Genomic DNA, 14,134 nt, shown 5'->3' with positions numbered 1-14,134 from the left:
AACATACCTCACAGCAAAGTTTATTGCTCGCACCGGTTGGTTTGCACCAGCACCTGCGCCAGCGCCGGGCCAGTCCAGGTGCGCTATCTGGCCGCAGCCAGCAGTTCTTGCCGGATGATTTCGGCACCGGCATTCAGCGCCTGCAGTTTGCCTCTGGCCACCTGACGCGATAACGGTGCCATGCCGCAGTTGGTGCAGGGATAGAGTTTATCGGCATCGACAAATTGCAGTGCTTTACGCAGGGTTGCTGCCACTTGTTCCGGGGTTTCAATAACATTGCTGGCCACATCAATAGCGCCCACCATCACTTTTTTACCGCGGATCAGTTCCAGCAATTCCAGCGGGACATGCGAGTTGTGGCATTCTAACGAAATAATATCAATGGCGGATTTTTGTAGTTTCGGGAACACGGCTTCATATTGCCGCCACTCGGAACCCAAGGTTTTTTTCCACTCGGTATTGGCGCTGATGCCGTAGCCATAACAGATATGCACTGCGGTTTCACATTTCAGTCCTTCAATGGCGCGTTCTAAGGCGGCAATGCCCCAATCGTTCACTTCATCAAAAAACACATTAAAGGCTGGCTCATCAAACTGGATAATATCGACGCCGGCGGCTTCTAACTCGCGGGCTTCCTGATTCAGGATGATGGCAAATTCCCAGGCCAGTTTTTCCCGGCTGTTATAATGGGCATCGTACAAGGTATCAATCATCGTCATTGGGCCTGGCAGCGCCCATTTGATTGGTTTATCGGTCTGACTGCGTAAAAATTTGGCATCTTCGACAAACACCGGCTTAGTTCTGGACACCGGTCCTACCACTGTCGGGACACTGGCGTCGTAGCGATCACGGATGCGCACCGTCTGGCGGTTTGCAAAATCGACACCGTTCAGGTGTTCGATAAAGGTGGTGACAAAATGTTGCCGGGTTTGTTCACCATCACTGACGATATCAATGCCCGCCTGTTGTTGTTCTTGCAAGGCGATGCGCAGTGCATCACATTTGCCATCAATCAGTTCTTCGCCTTGCAGTTTCCATGGTGACCACAGGGTTTCAGGCTGGGCCAGCCACAATGGTTTGGGTAAACTGCCGGCAGTGGAAGTAGGTAATAGTTTTTTCATCATTAATACCGCGCTGAATTGTTGTTGCTGCTTGCACGTGCTGACGCATATTGCGCCGACCACTGCGTCAAAAAGGCCTGGTAAGGTTTAATAAAATGCTCTTCGGCAAACTTGCCCTGCATAATGGCCAGTTTGCTGCGCTCTTCCCGGTCATAGACAATCTTGGTCAGGGAGTGTTGCTGACTCTTTAAATTCGGCTGGTAACGCAAACCTGCGGCAGCGTGGGCGTTATAAATTTCCGGCCGGTAGATTTTTTGAAAGGTTTCCATAGTGCTGATGGTGCTGATCAGCTCCAAGTTACTATAATCATTCAGCAAATCGCCAAAGAAATAAAAAGCCAAAGGGGCGACACAACTGTCAGGCATAAAATAACGCACCTGTAAGCCCATTTTTTGGAAATACTGTTCAGTTAAAGACGACTCATTCGGCAAATATTCAACCCCCAGCACCGGATGCTGATTGGCAGAACGCTGATAAATTTTGTTGTCGGACACACTGAGGCAGATCACCGGCGGTTTTTTGAAGTTGTTTTTGTAGGCGGCTGAATGGACAAAATGTTGGAATAACCGGCCATGCAGTTCACCAAAATTATCCGGAATGCTAAATTGCGGCTGATTTTTATTGTGTTCCAACAGCAACACGCTGAAATCATAATCCCGCACGTAGGAAGAAAAGTTATTGCCAACCACGCCTTCAATCCGGCTATTGGTTTGCCGGTCAATGATATTGGTTTTTAACACTTCAATGGATGGAAAAGTGCTGGCATTGTGCTCCAGTTGAATATCAACTGAGATAATTTCCAGTTCCACCTGATAACGGTCTGCCGCCGGATTGTCCCAATGCGCCAGCGCGTTAAACCTGTCATTAATCATTTTCAAGGTGTTGCGCAGATTCTGCTGACGACTGTCGCCGCGCGCCAGATTGGCAAAGTTGGTGGTCAGCCGCGTTTTGTCTGATGGTGAATAATGCTCATCAAAACAAATACTTTTAATTGAAAATGTGAAATCTGTGCTCATAGTGATCCCTGCTGCATTGCTCTGAGACAAAAGCAGCCTTGCTGGCGTGCTCTGTCTTCACTGGTCGATGTTGCCCGGCAGCCCTGGCGACTGCTGTTGCTGCCAGGTGCCGTTGAAGTTATTGAGTTATGGAAGTCTATACGTCTGAAGCTCAGTGCTTAGCAAGCTTTATACGCCGACGTTGGCAGGAAGAAAAATGAATAATCTGCAATTCTGCTTGAGGATTTCTCATGTACCGGGTTTGTCCTTGCGCTGCAGTGCATGTTGTTCTGCGGTCTGCGGTCATATTTGTTAACAATTAAAAGCGGCCTGCTGCTTGCTAAAACTGCGGTCAGCGGATAAATAGGGGCTGAAAACCCTTTTCAGCACACAGGATCATTGCATGTTTAAACAATTACTCGCTTCAGCCGGTATCGGCGCCTGTAAAATCGATACCCAGTTACACAGCAATCAATGTGTCCCTGGCGGTCGCCTGCAAGGGCAGATCCAAATTCAGGGCGGAGCTGTGGCGCAGCAGATCAATGGCTTTGATTTGGCATTGATGACCAGAGTCAAAGTTAGTTCCGACAACGGCGATCATTATCAGAATTTAGCGCTGCAGCGCTTTCACCTGGCCGATCCGATGCTGGTTGCGGCAGGTGCACAGCATCAGTTGCCGTTTGAATTGTGTGTAACCGACGAGTTGCCGGTGACGCATTTACCGCATCACACTGTGGGCAAAGTATGGTTGTCGACCGAAGCTGACATCGATATGGCGCTGGATCCATCGGATCAGGATGTATTGCGCATCGACGCCAGTCCGCTGCAGCTCAACTGTATTGAAGCCATGCTGGCGCTGGGGTATCAGCTGCAAAAGGTGGATGTGGAAAAAGGTTATCTGCAAGCCTCGGGTAAACGCAGCAAAAGTGGTTGTTACCAGGAGTTTGAATTCCGGCCACGGCAGTGGTTATCGGGCATTAAAGAAGTGGAATTATCCTTTTTACCAGACGGTGCCGATACTCTGCTGCTGGTCGAAGTTGATCGCAGTTTCCGCGGTGACAGTTACCGCATTATTCGGTTGTCGCCACGCAGCAGTCAGAGTGAAGTACAGGCCGCGTTGCGGTCGGTGCTCTAGGCAGGCGTTACTCCCACCAGGCGCTGGTTGGTATTTTTATTAAACTATTTAAATTCAACTGCTTAAGTTGATATTCTGCCGGTAGATTGCTCGCTGCGGCTGCCGGCTGCTGTCACCTCTTATCTAGCCTGATGGGCAGAACATGGGCAAACCCGGTGACTTGGCGAGCGAACATTGCTGGCAAAAACTGCTGTTTGTTCAGGCTGGGTATAACTTGCCGCTGCTTCAATGTAGCTAGTCTGTTATTATTCCTCCCATTTTGCTCTAAAAGGACATATAAATGAAAAGTAAATTCTCTGCTTTTGCTGTTTTACTGCCGCTGCTGGTGTTAGCTGGTTGTACCGCCACTGAGTCATCCCGCACTATTGAAGCACCCAAAGTTGCAGCGAGCTACCAGGCTTATCAAGGCCAGAAAAGTAAACTGGTGGTCGGTAAGTTCCAGAATCGCTCTAACTTTCAAAATGGCATTTTTAATGCCGAAATCGATCAGCTTGGTTCACAAGCCAAAACAATTTTATTGACTCACTTACAACAAACCAATCGGTTTATTGTGATGGATCGCGCCAATATGGCCGAGTTATCGCAAGAAGCGCAGTTTGCCGGCGCCAAACAGAATGTGATTGGGGCAAAGTATGTGGTGACTGGCGATGTGACTGAGTTCGGTCGCAAACAGACGGGTGATAAACAATTATTTGGTCTGCTGGGTAAAGGCAAAGAACAAGTGGCTTATGCCAAAGTGGCGTTAAACATTGTCGATGTCGAAACCTCAGCCGTCGTTTACTCAGTGATGGGCGCCGGTGAATTCAGTTTGTCCAATCGCGAAGTGGTTGGCTTTGGTGGTTCTGCCAGTTATGACGCCACTCTGAACGGCAAAGTACTGGATTTAGCCATGCGTGAAGCGGTGAATAATCTGGTATTGGGCATCCAAAATAACCAATGGCAACCGCAGTGAGACCTCTGCTGATGAATTTAAAATTTTTTACTGTGCTGGCTGTGCTGGTCGCAACACTGAGTGGTTGCCAGTCGACCAAGCCGTTATATCACTACGGCAGTTACCAGACTAATGTGTACGCCCATTTTAAAAATGAAGATTCTGCCGTGACCGAAGAAATTGGTGCGCTGGAACAAACTATTGCGCAGAGTACGGCAAAAAAACTGCAGATCGGCCCTGGTTTGTATGCGCATTTAGGCTATTTGTATATTGAAAGCGGTCAAAAGGATACCGGTATTGCTTATTTATTAAAAGAGAAGCAGCTGTATCCGGAATCTGCACAATATATCGACTTTTTACTGAAGAATGCGAAAGCAGGTAAATCATGAGCAAGATGCAATTATTTGCGGCGGCAGCATTGACGATGATTGTGTCAGGTTGTGCCAGCACCCAGGCGCCGATGGATTACACCGCGTTTAAAAAGAGTAATCCAGCATCAATTTTGGTGCTGCCACCGATCAACCATACCACTGAAGTGATTGCACCTTACGGCGTATTAGCCAATGTCACTGTGCCATTGGCGGAAGCCGGTTATTATGTGTTTCCGGTGGCGCTGGTGGATGAAACTTTCAAAAACAATGGCCTGACAGTGGCTGAAGACATCCACACAGTTTCTTCAACAAAGCTCAATCAGATCTTTGGTGCTGATGCTGTGATGTATATCGAGGTGCAGGAATATGGCACTTCATATAATGTACTGACCAGTGATACTGTGGTCGAGGTGAAAGCGAAACTGACCGACAGTAAAACCAACGAGATTTTATGGCAAGGCAGTGCCAGAGCCGCCAGTAGTGAACAAAATAACAATAGCGGCGGTGGTATTGTTGGCATGTTGGTGGAAGCCGCGGTGACGCAAATTATGGAAACCGCGATGGACACGGGCTTCGAGATCGCAGGTATTGCATCTGAGCGCTTGTTATCACCAGCGGCGAAAAATGGTTTGTTATATGGCCCGCGTTCGCCAAAACATGGCAAAGAAGCAACGGCCAAATAAGCTGTAGTTGTCGGTAGCTCTGAATAAAACAGTCGGACTGCCCCGGTAATGCCGGGCAGTCCGATCTACAGTGAGTCTTTATAAATCAGTAGGTTGGAACAACCAATTATCACTCTTCGCCGGTTCAATGCCATTGACGGCTATTGCACTGCTGGCATGGTATAAAAAGGTTCCAGACTAAAAATTTGCTCCACTGGCACTGCAAAATAGCGGGCCAGTTGCAATGCTATTTGCACTGAAGGAGTAAATCTGCTGGTTTCCACTGTGCTGATGGTTTTACGTGACACGCCAATCGCATCGGCCAGTTGTTGTTGTGACAGATTTCTGGCCGCGCGCAGTTCAGCAATACGGTTATATAAGCTTGCTTCGGTCATTAGCCGGCTGCTCCTGTGCTGGTTTCGTCTACCGAATCATCCAGCACGCCACGCAGTTGCAAATAAAAACTCAGGTTGCCGCTAAACAGGATTAACAGCGGAAAGAGTTGATTTGAAACCAGCGTGGGCTCAGCAAAATTCGCCACCACATCCGGCGTGACCAGCCCGATGAAGGCAATGACGGTCATCAGATAAAAAGCGCGGCTGGTGGCTCGCTGAAAACTGGCCCGCAAATATTCATCCTGAAAATCGCCACAAATTTCGCGAATGCGCCAGCCATAACTGAGAAATCCGGGCTGTTGCGCTATTTTGCGCAGAAACCAGCCGACCGTCACCAGCAGTGCTATCGACAAAGCAGTATTCACGCCTTTTAGCTCAGGCCAGCACAAACTGATTTGCTCCAGCAACCAAATACCGCTGAGCCAACTGACAAAACAAGCGCCGGTGGCCGCCGCTTTGACTGAGTTTTCTTGATCCTGAATAGTCCAGTTTGACATAATGTTCCCCTTAAGCTGATACCTTCAGGTATCAATATGAAACCTTTAGGTATCATTGTCAACTATTTTTGATACCTAAGGGTTACATTTTGGGCTGATGGCGAGGTCAGCACTGCGGTGCTAAGGAATACGCTCACCGTATTCAATGGCCACGACTTTGCCGCTGGCAAACTTCAGTGTGGTCACAAACTGGCCCGAGCCTGGCTGGTAGGTCCAGAGATCGATGGTTTCACAAGCAGCGGCCACAGCTTTGCGATCAGGCTGGCAGAAACTGTCTTTATATTGCGGTTCACCACATTTCAGCACGACTGCTGCTTTATTCTCACCGAGCTGCACAAAATCATTACCACAGTTTAAGGTTTCGGCGCAGGCGACAAAGCTGCTGCAGGCTGATAGGAACAACAAAGCATAAACGGAAGTTGACATCACTGATATCCCTGTTTGATCTGAGAGGCTTCAGCTCAAATTAGAATAGGCGCAACGAAAATACAAATTATTTTAGGGACAGCAGCACAGGGGTTGCTATGCTGCGATGGCTTGAGAATTAAACTAATGCAGGCAGGCTGGTGATTTTTAATTGGCAGCTTATTGGATCTCAAACAACTCAACATCAAAAATCAGCACTGAACCTGGCGGGATTTTGCCAGCTTTGCGAGCGCCATAACCTAAGTTGGCCGGGATAAAAAAGCGGAATTTGTCACCGGTTTTCATCAATTGCACCCCTTCGGTCCAGCCCGGGATCACCCGATTTAATGGAAAACTAATAGTTTCGCCGCGTTCCACTGAAGAGTCGAACACAGTGCCGTCGGTTAAAGTGCCATGATAATGCACCCGCACTGTATCAGTGGCGCTGGGGTGGTGCTCGCCGTCACCTGCTTGCAACACCTGATACTGCAAGCCCGAAGCTGTGGTGGTGACCCCCTCTTTTTTGCCATTTTCTGCTAAAAAGGCCAGACCCTTTTCCTGATTCAGACCAGCAGTTTGTTGATTGTTGGCATTTTGATAAAAGTAATAAGCGATACATACGATAGCAAAAATGATTAAAGCGATTTTCATAGCAGTTCCAGTCACTGAAAAGCACAGCTTAGCATAAAAAGATTGACCTGAAACAAGGGGTTGCGGGTTGAAACCGGTCTGTATTGTCAACAAGGGGCGCTATCGATCTGCAGTAAGATGCAGTGCGCCCCTTGCCGGCGCCGGATCTGAGACTTAAAACTCCTGCACTGTTGGCCGTAACACAATTTCGTTGATATCAACATTGGCCGGTTGTTCAATGGCGTAGGCCACGGCGCGGGCCACGGAATCCGCTGGGATCTGGTTTTGCTGATAAAACGCCTGCACAAATTCAGCGCTGGCGCTATGACCGCTGCCGTGTTTCAGTTCTGACTCAACCGCGCCTGGTAAAATAGTGGTGGTACGGATATGACCTCCCACTTCATGCCGTAACCCTTCACTGATGGCGCGTACGGCGAATTTGGTACCGCTGTACACAGTACCACCTGGGCTGAATACTTTGATGCCAGCGACTGAGGAAATATTAATAAAATGACCGCTTTGCTGAGCTTCAAACACCGGCAGTGCAGCGGCGATGCCATACAACACCCCTTTGATATTAATATCAATCATCCGGTCCCATTCGTCAGTGCGACATTCGCTCATCGGCGCAATGGCCATCAGACCGGCGTTATTGATCATCACATCAAGCCGGCCATATTGACTGACAGCCAGTTGCACAGCGGCCACTAAATCGGCAGCGCGACTGACATCTGCCACCTGGTAGACCGCGTCGCCACCGGCGGCACGAATTTCGTTGACCAACTGCTCTAACCGCTCAGCCCGGCGTGCCACTAACACCAGCTTGGCGCCACGACTGGCCAGTAAGCGGGCGCTGCTTTCACCCAGGCCACTGCTGGCGCCGGTGATTAATACGACTTTATCGTTGATGCCGGCAAAATTTGTTGTTTGGGTCTGCATAAATAATCTCCAGAGTGTTCTAAGTTTGTGCCACAACTGCAGTGTAGGGTGGCCTCATTTGTTTTAAAATGGAATAATTAAGACTTCAGAATTCCAAAATAAGGAATAATTGTGATGGCGCTGAACAAACTGGAATTGTTGCGGATTTTTTGCGCTGCCGCCGAGTTGGGGCAGTTTCAGGCCTGTGCAGTGAAGCTGGCTATCTCGCCGCAAGCGGTGACCCGTGCCATCCAGCAGTTGGAGCAATTGACCGGCGAGTTGTTGTTTCATCGCAATACCCGTCAGGTGAGGTTAACCCGCTTTGGGGAACAACTGTATCAGGACGGGCTGTTGCAGTTACAGCAACTGGACCAGCTGCTGAGTCCACGCCAGGCCTCCCAGGAGTTGGCGGGCTTGGTTCGGCTGGCAGCGCCAGCCGCATTCCGGCCTGTGCTGACGCCGTTGTTACTGGAGTTTGCTGCCCTGCAGCCGCAGATCCGGTTGGATCTGCGGTTATCAGATCAGCACAGTGATGTGGTGGATGAACAAATTGATTTAGGCATCCGCGCCGGTTTACTGCGCGATCAAAGTTTTGTCGCAGTGCAGCTGTCGGAAGTGGCGTTGTATCTGGTGGCGAGTCCGGCTTATCTGGCGACGCATGGCAGTCCGGCGACGCTGGCCGAGCTCTGTGATTATCCGCAAGTCAGTCTGCTGGATGCTGGCACTGGCCGGCCCTGGGTCTGGTTTTTTCGCGATGCTGACAGTTATTTGCCAACAAAGGTGCAGTTGTTGGTGAACGATGCAGAATTAGAGTTAACGGCAATTAAGGCCGGGCTTGGCATCGGCCAGGTGGCTGATTTTCTGGCGGCACCCTATCTGGCAAGCGGCGAGCTGGTCAGACTGTTAGCAGAGTTTGAACCCACCCCCTGGCCACTGTCATTATATCGGCCACAGCGCGGTCCGGTGCCGGCTAGGGTCAGGTTATTATTTGATTTTTTACGGCGGCGATTGTCCGGCAACGGCTAAAAAAGCATAACAAAGGGAATTGGGACTCATTGGGTCAGAACTCAGCCCCGCCTCCCTTGATCACATGAAATGAGCCGTTAAATTTTGGTCAGCCAGCCATGTTTATCTTCGGCTTTACCCCACTGAATATCATTCAGCGCCTGGCGTAAACGGGCGGTGGTTGGGCCTGGTTCGCCTGAGCCTACTTTAAACTCCTGGCCTGCATGGATCAGGGTGCCAACAGGTGCCAGTACAGCGGCGGTGCCGGACAAGGCGGCTTCAGTGCCTGGTTTGGCAGCCCGTTCCAGCAATTCAGTCACAGTCAGATCCCGTTCTGAGACGGTCATGCCCAGATCGCGGGCTAACGTCAGGATAGAATCCCGTGTCACGCCGTGCAGGAAAGAAGCGTCCAGCGCTTTAGTGATAATCTCATTGCCATCGATCAGCAGGAAGTTGGCGGCGCCGGTTTCCTGCACATCGCCATGCGGGCAGAACAGCACCTGATCAGCCTGATACTTCGCTTTTGCTTGCATGGTCGGTTGTAACGCACTGGCGTAGTTGCCACCACTTTTGATCATGCCCATATGCGGTGCGCAACGGGCATTGTCTTCCAGCAGCAAACGCAGCACCCGGCTGCCACCAGCGAAATAATCACCAACGGGTGATAACAACACATAGAGCAATGAGGTCAGGGTTGGGGTGGCCGCTTTACCAATGGCAGGTTCAGTGCCGATATGGGTGGGCCGGATATACATGGAACCCGGTGGTGTCGGCACGTCAGCGGCAAAATGACGCACTATATCGAGGATCATCTGGCTTAATAACGCCGGTTCGAAAGCCGGTAAAGATAACAACTGTGAACTTTGCAGCATCCTGGCGATATTTTTATCCATCCGGAACAGCGCAATAGTGCCATCCTCATGGCGAAACGCCTTTAAACCTTCAAAACAGGTACTGGCATAATGCAGCACATGGGCGCCAGGATGCAGGCTAATACTGTCAGAGGGCACTATGGCCGGCTGTTGCCAGGCGCTTCCATCAAAACGGGCCATTGCCATTTCAGGCATAAATACACTACCAAATGCTGCCATTTTTTTCTTCCTGCTGCTTAGATGACCAGCCTGAGGGCTGGTTATAAATGAATAGATCCAGTTGTTGTCACCGGAAAATATCTGATTAATCGCTCAGGCATTGTACTGAGTGTTGCTGTTTTCGGCATCAACTATCTGCGCCGGAGTCGTGACTCAGCCGGCTTCTGCTGACAGTTGGCACTGCTGTAAGTGTGAATCTGCCAGATAAAAGCCAAATTCCGGACTTAGTCGCAGTGGTAATTGCAACTGCTGTTGCCATTTTTGCAGCACAGTGCTGGCGGCCTTTGATGCCATCACTTGTTGAAATTGTTGCTGCAGCCAAAGAACCAGGTGCGGATCTGAACCTGGGGATACGCCAATATAATTATCTGAACACAACAATCGCCAGACCGGCACTAAGCGTGCTGCTTGCGGGTAATGCGCCTGCAACACTTGTTGTTCCAAATCGGTTGATAACCACAATTGCGCATGGTTTCTCTGCAGCATTTCAATACCTTGCTGATAATTACCAACAGTTTCAATCGGGATGCCTGCCGCTTTCAGTTGTTCACTCAGCCAGCCTGCTCTTAACCCTGCAACAACCAGCCGTTGTTTTTTAATATCCGCCAGACTGCGGATGACGGGGAATTTGTCGCTGATGGCGTATAAATAATGCACCCGACGGGATACTGGTCCAATAAAATGAAAACCTTGCGCCAGCCGCTCTGAGGTTTTACCCATGGTAAATAGCAGGGTATTTTTCCGTTGCAGCGCTGTGCTATAAGCTCTTGGCCATGGCATCAGTTCTGGACTGGCCGGTAACAAGCCTGCATACATCAGTTGCAACAAATCAACCGAAATGCCGATAACTTGTTGTTCCTGTTGATAGTTAAACGGCTTTTTCTCTGAAGTCAGTAGCCGGACCTGCAACTGCGATGGCTCGGCCACAGTGGCAAAGCTCAGCAGCATTGGCAACACTATCGCAATCAACCGCAGCATCACAGTTGCCCCTCAGAACACAGATTTTATCAGCATGAAAAAGATCTGGCCTGCTGTCAAATCACAGCGATAACTAAATTAGTCTGCAGTTGACTTTTGGACGCTTGATGTCGCATTTTGCTCCAGCAACTGTTCGACCCGACGCAGCCGTTGCAGTAACTCCCGCTGTTCTTCATCGGTGAATAAATGTTTATCTTCCACCAGATGCATAATGATATTGGCGACTATCATCGGGATCACCACGAAGATCCAGAAATGGCCAAACAAAATGCCCACAATGCGCCCGACCGGGGTGACAGGGGTTAAATCGCCATAGCCTATGGTCAGCGAAGTGACACAAGCCCACCAGAAACCATCAGCGATGCTTTTACTTTCCAGCCAAGAGAAGGTCAGGGCGCCTAAGATCAAACTCAGCAGATAACAACACAAAATCAGCCAAAATCTGTTGGCGACGTACATCAGTACTTTTTTCATTATGTAACAATTCATCAGTGATAACCGGCTGAATTGATAACAAATAAATTCTCTGATGACAAGATGATGACGGCAGTATGCTGCCGATCAGGTTATTTTTCATCAGAATAATAGATTAACTTTATCAATTTAAATCGCAATGACTGGTGATAAACCCGCTTTACTTAACCATGCTGCCCATTGCAGTAGCGGCTTGATGTGTCTGGCCGCTCTGCAATGGTGAACAGCATCAACGCAATTTTCATCCGGCTGATTTGAGGCAGTGCAGCCATAATGGACAGGTATAGCACCATGCAAACAACAATCTCCACATTGTCCGCGCTGACACTGGCCGTGCTGGTCAGTTGCCACTCAGGACTACTGCAGGCAAAAGATGTTACCGACAACAGTTACTGGTGGCCAGAGCAACTGGATTTATCCCCTTTGCGGCAGCATCAGCCGTCGTCCAGCCCTTATGGCGCTGACTTCGATTATGCCAGTCAGTTCAATAGCCTGGATCTGGCTGCCGTCAAAGCGGATATCAAAACCCTGCTGACCACTCCGCAGGACTGGTGGCCGCCAGACTATGGCCATTATGGGCCATTTATGATCCGGATGGCCTGGCATTCGGCCGGGGTGTACCGGATTTTTGATGGCCGTGGCGGTGCCGGTGGCGGACAACAAAGATTTGAACCGCTTAACAGTTGGCCGGATAACGTCAACCTCGACAAAGCCCGCCGTTTGTTATGGCCGGTGAAACAAAAATACGGCAGTAAAATTTCCTGGGCTGACTTGATGGTGCTGACGGGGAATGTCGCTCTGGAGTCAATGGGCTTTCAGACCTTTGGTTTTGCCGGTGGCCGGCTGGATGACTGGGAAGCGGAAAAAGTGAACTGGGGCAGCGAGAAGAAATGGCTGGATGACAAACGCTACAGTGGCGACCGTCAATTGGCCAAGCCGTTGGCCGCTGTGCAGATGGGACTGATTTATGTCAATCCGGAAGGGCCAAATGGGGTGCCGGATCCATTACTGGCCGCCAAGGATATCCGCGATACCTTTGGCCGGATGGCGATGAATGACGAAGAAACGGTGGCGCTGATCGCTGGCGGTCATACCTTCGGCAAAGCCCATGGCGCGCACAAACCCGAGGACTGTGTCGGCAAAGAGCCGGCAGCAGCCAGCACTGAACAACAAGGTTTTGGCTGGCACAATAAATGCGGTAAAGGTCATTCTGAAGATACCGTCACTAGTGGGCTGGAAGGTGCATGGTCGGTGAATCCGACCGCCTGGACCAGCCAATACCTGGATAATCTGTTTGGCTTTGACTGGGTAAAAACCAAAAGCCCGGCTGGTGCCACCCAGTGGATCCCGGCCAATGGCCAGGGCGCCAAACTGGTGCCGGATGCCCACGATAAAACCAAACGCCATGCCCCTATTATGTTCACCACCGATTTGGCCTTAAAAGAAGATCCAGCTTATCGGGAAATTTCGTTGCGGTTTAAAAATGATCCAACCGCATTCCAACTAGCTTTTGCCAAAGCCTGGTTTAAGCTGACGCACCGCGACATGGGACCTAAAGGCCGTTATCTGGGCAAAGAAGTGCCGGCGGAAAGTTTGATTTGGCAGGATCCGATCCCGGCACTGGATCACCCGCTCCTGACCGAAGCGGATATCAGTGCGTTAAAACAGCGTTTGCTGCAAAGTGGCCTGACCGTGCCGCAATTGGTCAGAACGGCCTGGGCAGCGGCTGTCAGTTATCGCGGCACCGATATGCGGGGTGGCGCCAATGGCGGCCGGTTGGCGTTGGCACCACAAAAAGACTGGTCAGCCAACGATCCGGCTGAGTTAGCCAAAGTGCTGAGCCAACTGAAAAAAGTGCAGCAGGCGTTTAACCAGAGTTTGAGTGGCGGCAAAAAAGTCTCCCTGGCCGACCTGATAGTGCTGGGCGGTTATGCCGCCATTGAACAAGCCGCCAGGCAGGCTGGCGTGCCGTTAACGCTGCCATTCCGACCTGGCCGGATGGATGCCAGTGCCGCGCAGACCGATGTGGCTTCATTTGCGGTGCTGGAACCACAAGCCGATGGTTTCCGTAATTATTTCAGCGCGCAAAGTCGTCTGTCGCCAGCCGAAGCGCTGATTGAAAAAGCTGCGCAGCTGAAGTTAACAGTACCGGAAATGACAGTGCTGGTTGGCGGCTTACGGGTGCTGGATGCCAACAGTGGTGGTGTCCGCCATGGCGTCTTCACGGCCAGGCCAGGGGTACTCAGTAACGATTTTTTTGTCAATTTGCTGGATATGGCGACCAAGTGGCAGCCTTCAGCGGATAAAGCCGGTCAATATGACGGTTTGGATCGGAAAACCCAGCGCTTGAAATGGACCGCCAGTCCGGTTGATCTGATGTTTGGCTCGCATGCTGAACTCAGGGCTGTGGCTGAAGTGTATGCGGCGGCTGATGGACAATCCCGTTTTGTTGCTGAGTTTGCCAAGGTCTGGCACAAAGTGATGGAGCTGGATCGGGTGGATTAGCCAAGCCAGTGTCAGCGGTTT

The 14,134-nt window shown here is 50.4% G+C and carries 16 protein-coding genes; 6 read left to right on the top strand and 10 right to left on the bottom strand.

Annotated elements, in window-relative coordinates; translation table 11 throughout:
• Nucleotides 1-83: 83 nt before the first annotated feature.
• Both AC53GJ_RS20585 and AC53GJ_RS20580 read right to left on the bottom strand, forming a co-directional pair.
• A complete protein-coding gene (locus tag AC53GJ_RS20585) occupies nt 84-1,124 on the bottom strand; it encodes a methionine synthase (RefSeq protein WP_496730273.1) in 1,041 nt (346 codons plus the stop codon).
• Nucleotides 1,124-2,137 (bottom strand): DUF1852 domain-containing protein, encoded by a 1,014-nt coding sequence (locus AC53GJ_RS20580; RefSeq protein WP_496730272.1) that lies wholly within the window; start codon nt 2,135-2,137, stop codon nt 1,124-1,126. The genes AC53GJ_RS20585 and AC53GJ_RS20580 overlap by 1 nt, the downstream gene beginning before the upstream one ends.
• Before the next feature lie 382 nt (nt 2,138-2,519).
• Between AC53GJ_RS20580 and AC53GJ_RS20575 the strand changes: the two genes are divergently transcribed.
• From AC53GJ_RS20575 to AC53GJ_RS20560, 4 genes are all read left to right on the top strand, one after another.
• Complete coding sequence (locus AC53GJ_RS20575) at nt 2,520-3,251, top strand: sporulation protein (protein WP_496730271.1); 732 nt, start codon at nt 2,520-2,522, stop codon at nt 3,249-3,251.
• A gap of 280 nt (nt 3,252-3,531) precedes the next feature.
• Nucleotides 3,532-4,203: a CsgG/HfaB family protein gene (locus tag AC53GJ_RS20570; RefSeq protein WP_496730270.1), complete on the top strand. Its 672-nt coding sequence runs from the start codon at nt 3,532-3,534 to the stop codon at nt 4,201-4,203.
• 11 nt (nt 4,204-4,214) lie between these two features.
• Nucleotides 4,215-4,571, top strand: a complete 357-nt coding sequence (locus tag AC53GJ_RS20565; RefSeq protein WP_496730269.1) for a DUF4810 domain-containing protein — start codon at nt 4,215-4,217, stop codon at nt 4,569-4,571.
• On the top strand, nt 4,568-5,236 hold the full coding sequence (locus tag AC53GJ_RS20560; protein WP_496730268.1) for a DUF799 domain-containing protein: 669 nt from the start codon (nt 4,568-4,570) through the stop codon (nt 5,234-5,236). Before AC53GJ_RS20565 ends, AC53GJ_RS20560 begins: the two co-directional genes overlap by 4 nt.
• Before the next feature lie 140 nt (nt 5,237-5,376).
• Here the strand turns inward: AC53GJ_RS20560 and AC53GJ_RS20555 are convergent, their stop codons facing one another.
• The 5 genes from AC53GJ_RS20555 to AC53GJ_RS20535 form a co-directional block, all read right to left on the bottom strand.
• Nucleotides 5,377-5,610 carry a helix-turn-helix transcriptional regulator gene (locus AC53GJ_RS20555; protein ID WP_496730267.1) on the bottom strand — a complete coding sequence of 78 codons (234 nt, stop codon included), beginning with the start codon at nt 5,608-5,610 and terminating at the stop codon, nt 5,377-5,379.
• Entirely contained in the window at nt 5,610-6,107 is a 498-nt protein-coding gene (locus AC53GJ_RS20550) for a hypothetical protein (RefSeq protein WP_496730266.1), read from the bottom strand. The genes AC53GJ_RS20555 and AC53GJ_RS20550 overlap by 1 nt, the downstream gene beginning before the upstream one ends.
• A gap of 120 nt (nt 6,108-6,227) precedes the next feature.
• The gene (locus tag AC53GJ_RS20545) at nt 6,228-6,533 is read right to left on the bottom strand and encodes a DUF2845 domain-containing protein (RefSeq protein ID WP_496730265.1); all 306 of its coding nucleotides are present in this window, start codon (nt 6,531-6,533) and stop codon (nt 6,228-6,230) included.
• 159 nt (nt 6,534-6,692) lie between these two features.
• Entirely contained in the window at nt 6,693-7,163 is a 471-nt protein-coding gene (bamJ, locus tag AC53GJ_RS20540; RefSeq protein ID WP_496730264.1) for a BamJ family beta-barrel-assembly machinery protein, read from the bottom strand.
• Between the two features lie 153 nt (nt 7,164-7,316).
• Nucleotides 7,317-8,081 (bottom strand): SDR family oxidoreductase, encoded by a 765-nt coding sequence (locus AC53GJ_RS20535; protein WP_496730263.1) that lies wholly within the window; start codon nt 8,079-8,081, stop codon nt 7,317-7,319.
• 114 nt (nt 8,082-8,195) lie between these two features.
• On the opposite strand from AC53GJ_RS20535, the gene AC53GJ_RS20530 reads away from it, so the two are divergent.
• On the top strand, nt 8,196-9,086 hold the full coding sequence (locus tag AC53GJ_RS20530; protein ID WP_496730262.1) for a LysR family transcriptional regulator: 891 nt from the start codon (nt 8,196-8,198) through the stop codon (nt 9,084-9,086).
• A 77-nt stretch (nt 9,087-9,163) separates the two neighbouring features.
• On the opposite strand, the gene AC53GJ_RS20525 is transcribed toward AC53GJ_RS20530, so the two are convergent.
• From AC53GJ_RS20525 to AC53GJ_RS20515, 3 genes are all read right to left on the bottom strand, one after another.
• Entirely contained in the window at nt 9,164-10,156 is a 993-nt protein-coding gene (locus AC53GJ_RS20525) for a branched-chain amino acid aminotransferase (RefSeq protein WP_496730261.1), read from the bottom strand.
• A 153-nt stretch (nt 10,157-10,309) separates the two neighbouring features.
• Nucleotides 10,310-11,134 (bottom strand): substrate-binding periplasmic protein, encoded by an 825-nt coding sequence (locus tag AC53GJ_RS20520; protein WP_496730260.1) that lies wholly within the window; start codon nt 11,132-11,134, stop codon nt 10,310-10,312.
• A 78-nt stretch (nt 11,135-11,212) separates the two neighbouring features.
• Nucleotides 11,213-11,623: a potassium channel family protein gene (locus tag AC53GJ_RS20515; RefSeq protein WP_496730259.1), complete on the bottom strand. Its 411-nt coding sequence runs from the start codon at nt 11,621-11,623 to the stop codon at nt 11,213-11,215.
• 276 nt (nt 11,624-11,899) lie between these two features.
• Here AC53GJ_RS20515 and katG point away from each other — a divergent pair, with 276 nt between their 5' ends.
• Nucleotides 11,900-14,113, top strand: coding sequence for a catalase/peroxidase HPI (gene katG / locus AC53GJ_RS20510; RefSeq protein WP_496730258.1), 2,214 nt, complete (start codon nt 11,900-11,902; stop codon nt 14,111-14,113).
• Nucleotides 14,114-14,134: the final 21 nt, after the last annotated feature.

Source organism: Rheinheimera sp. B2H12 (genome assembly GCF_059620065.1).
The sequence above is the reverse complement of the archived record's forward strand: the minus strand, read 5'-3'. Positions and strand labels throughout refer to the sequence as shown.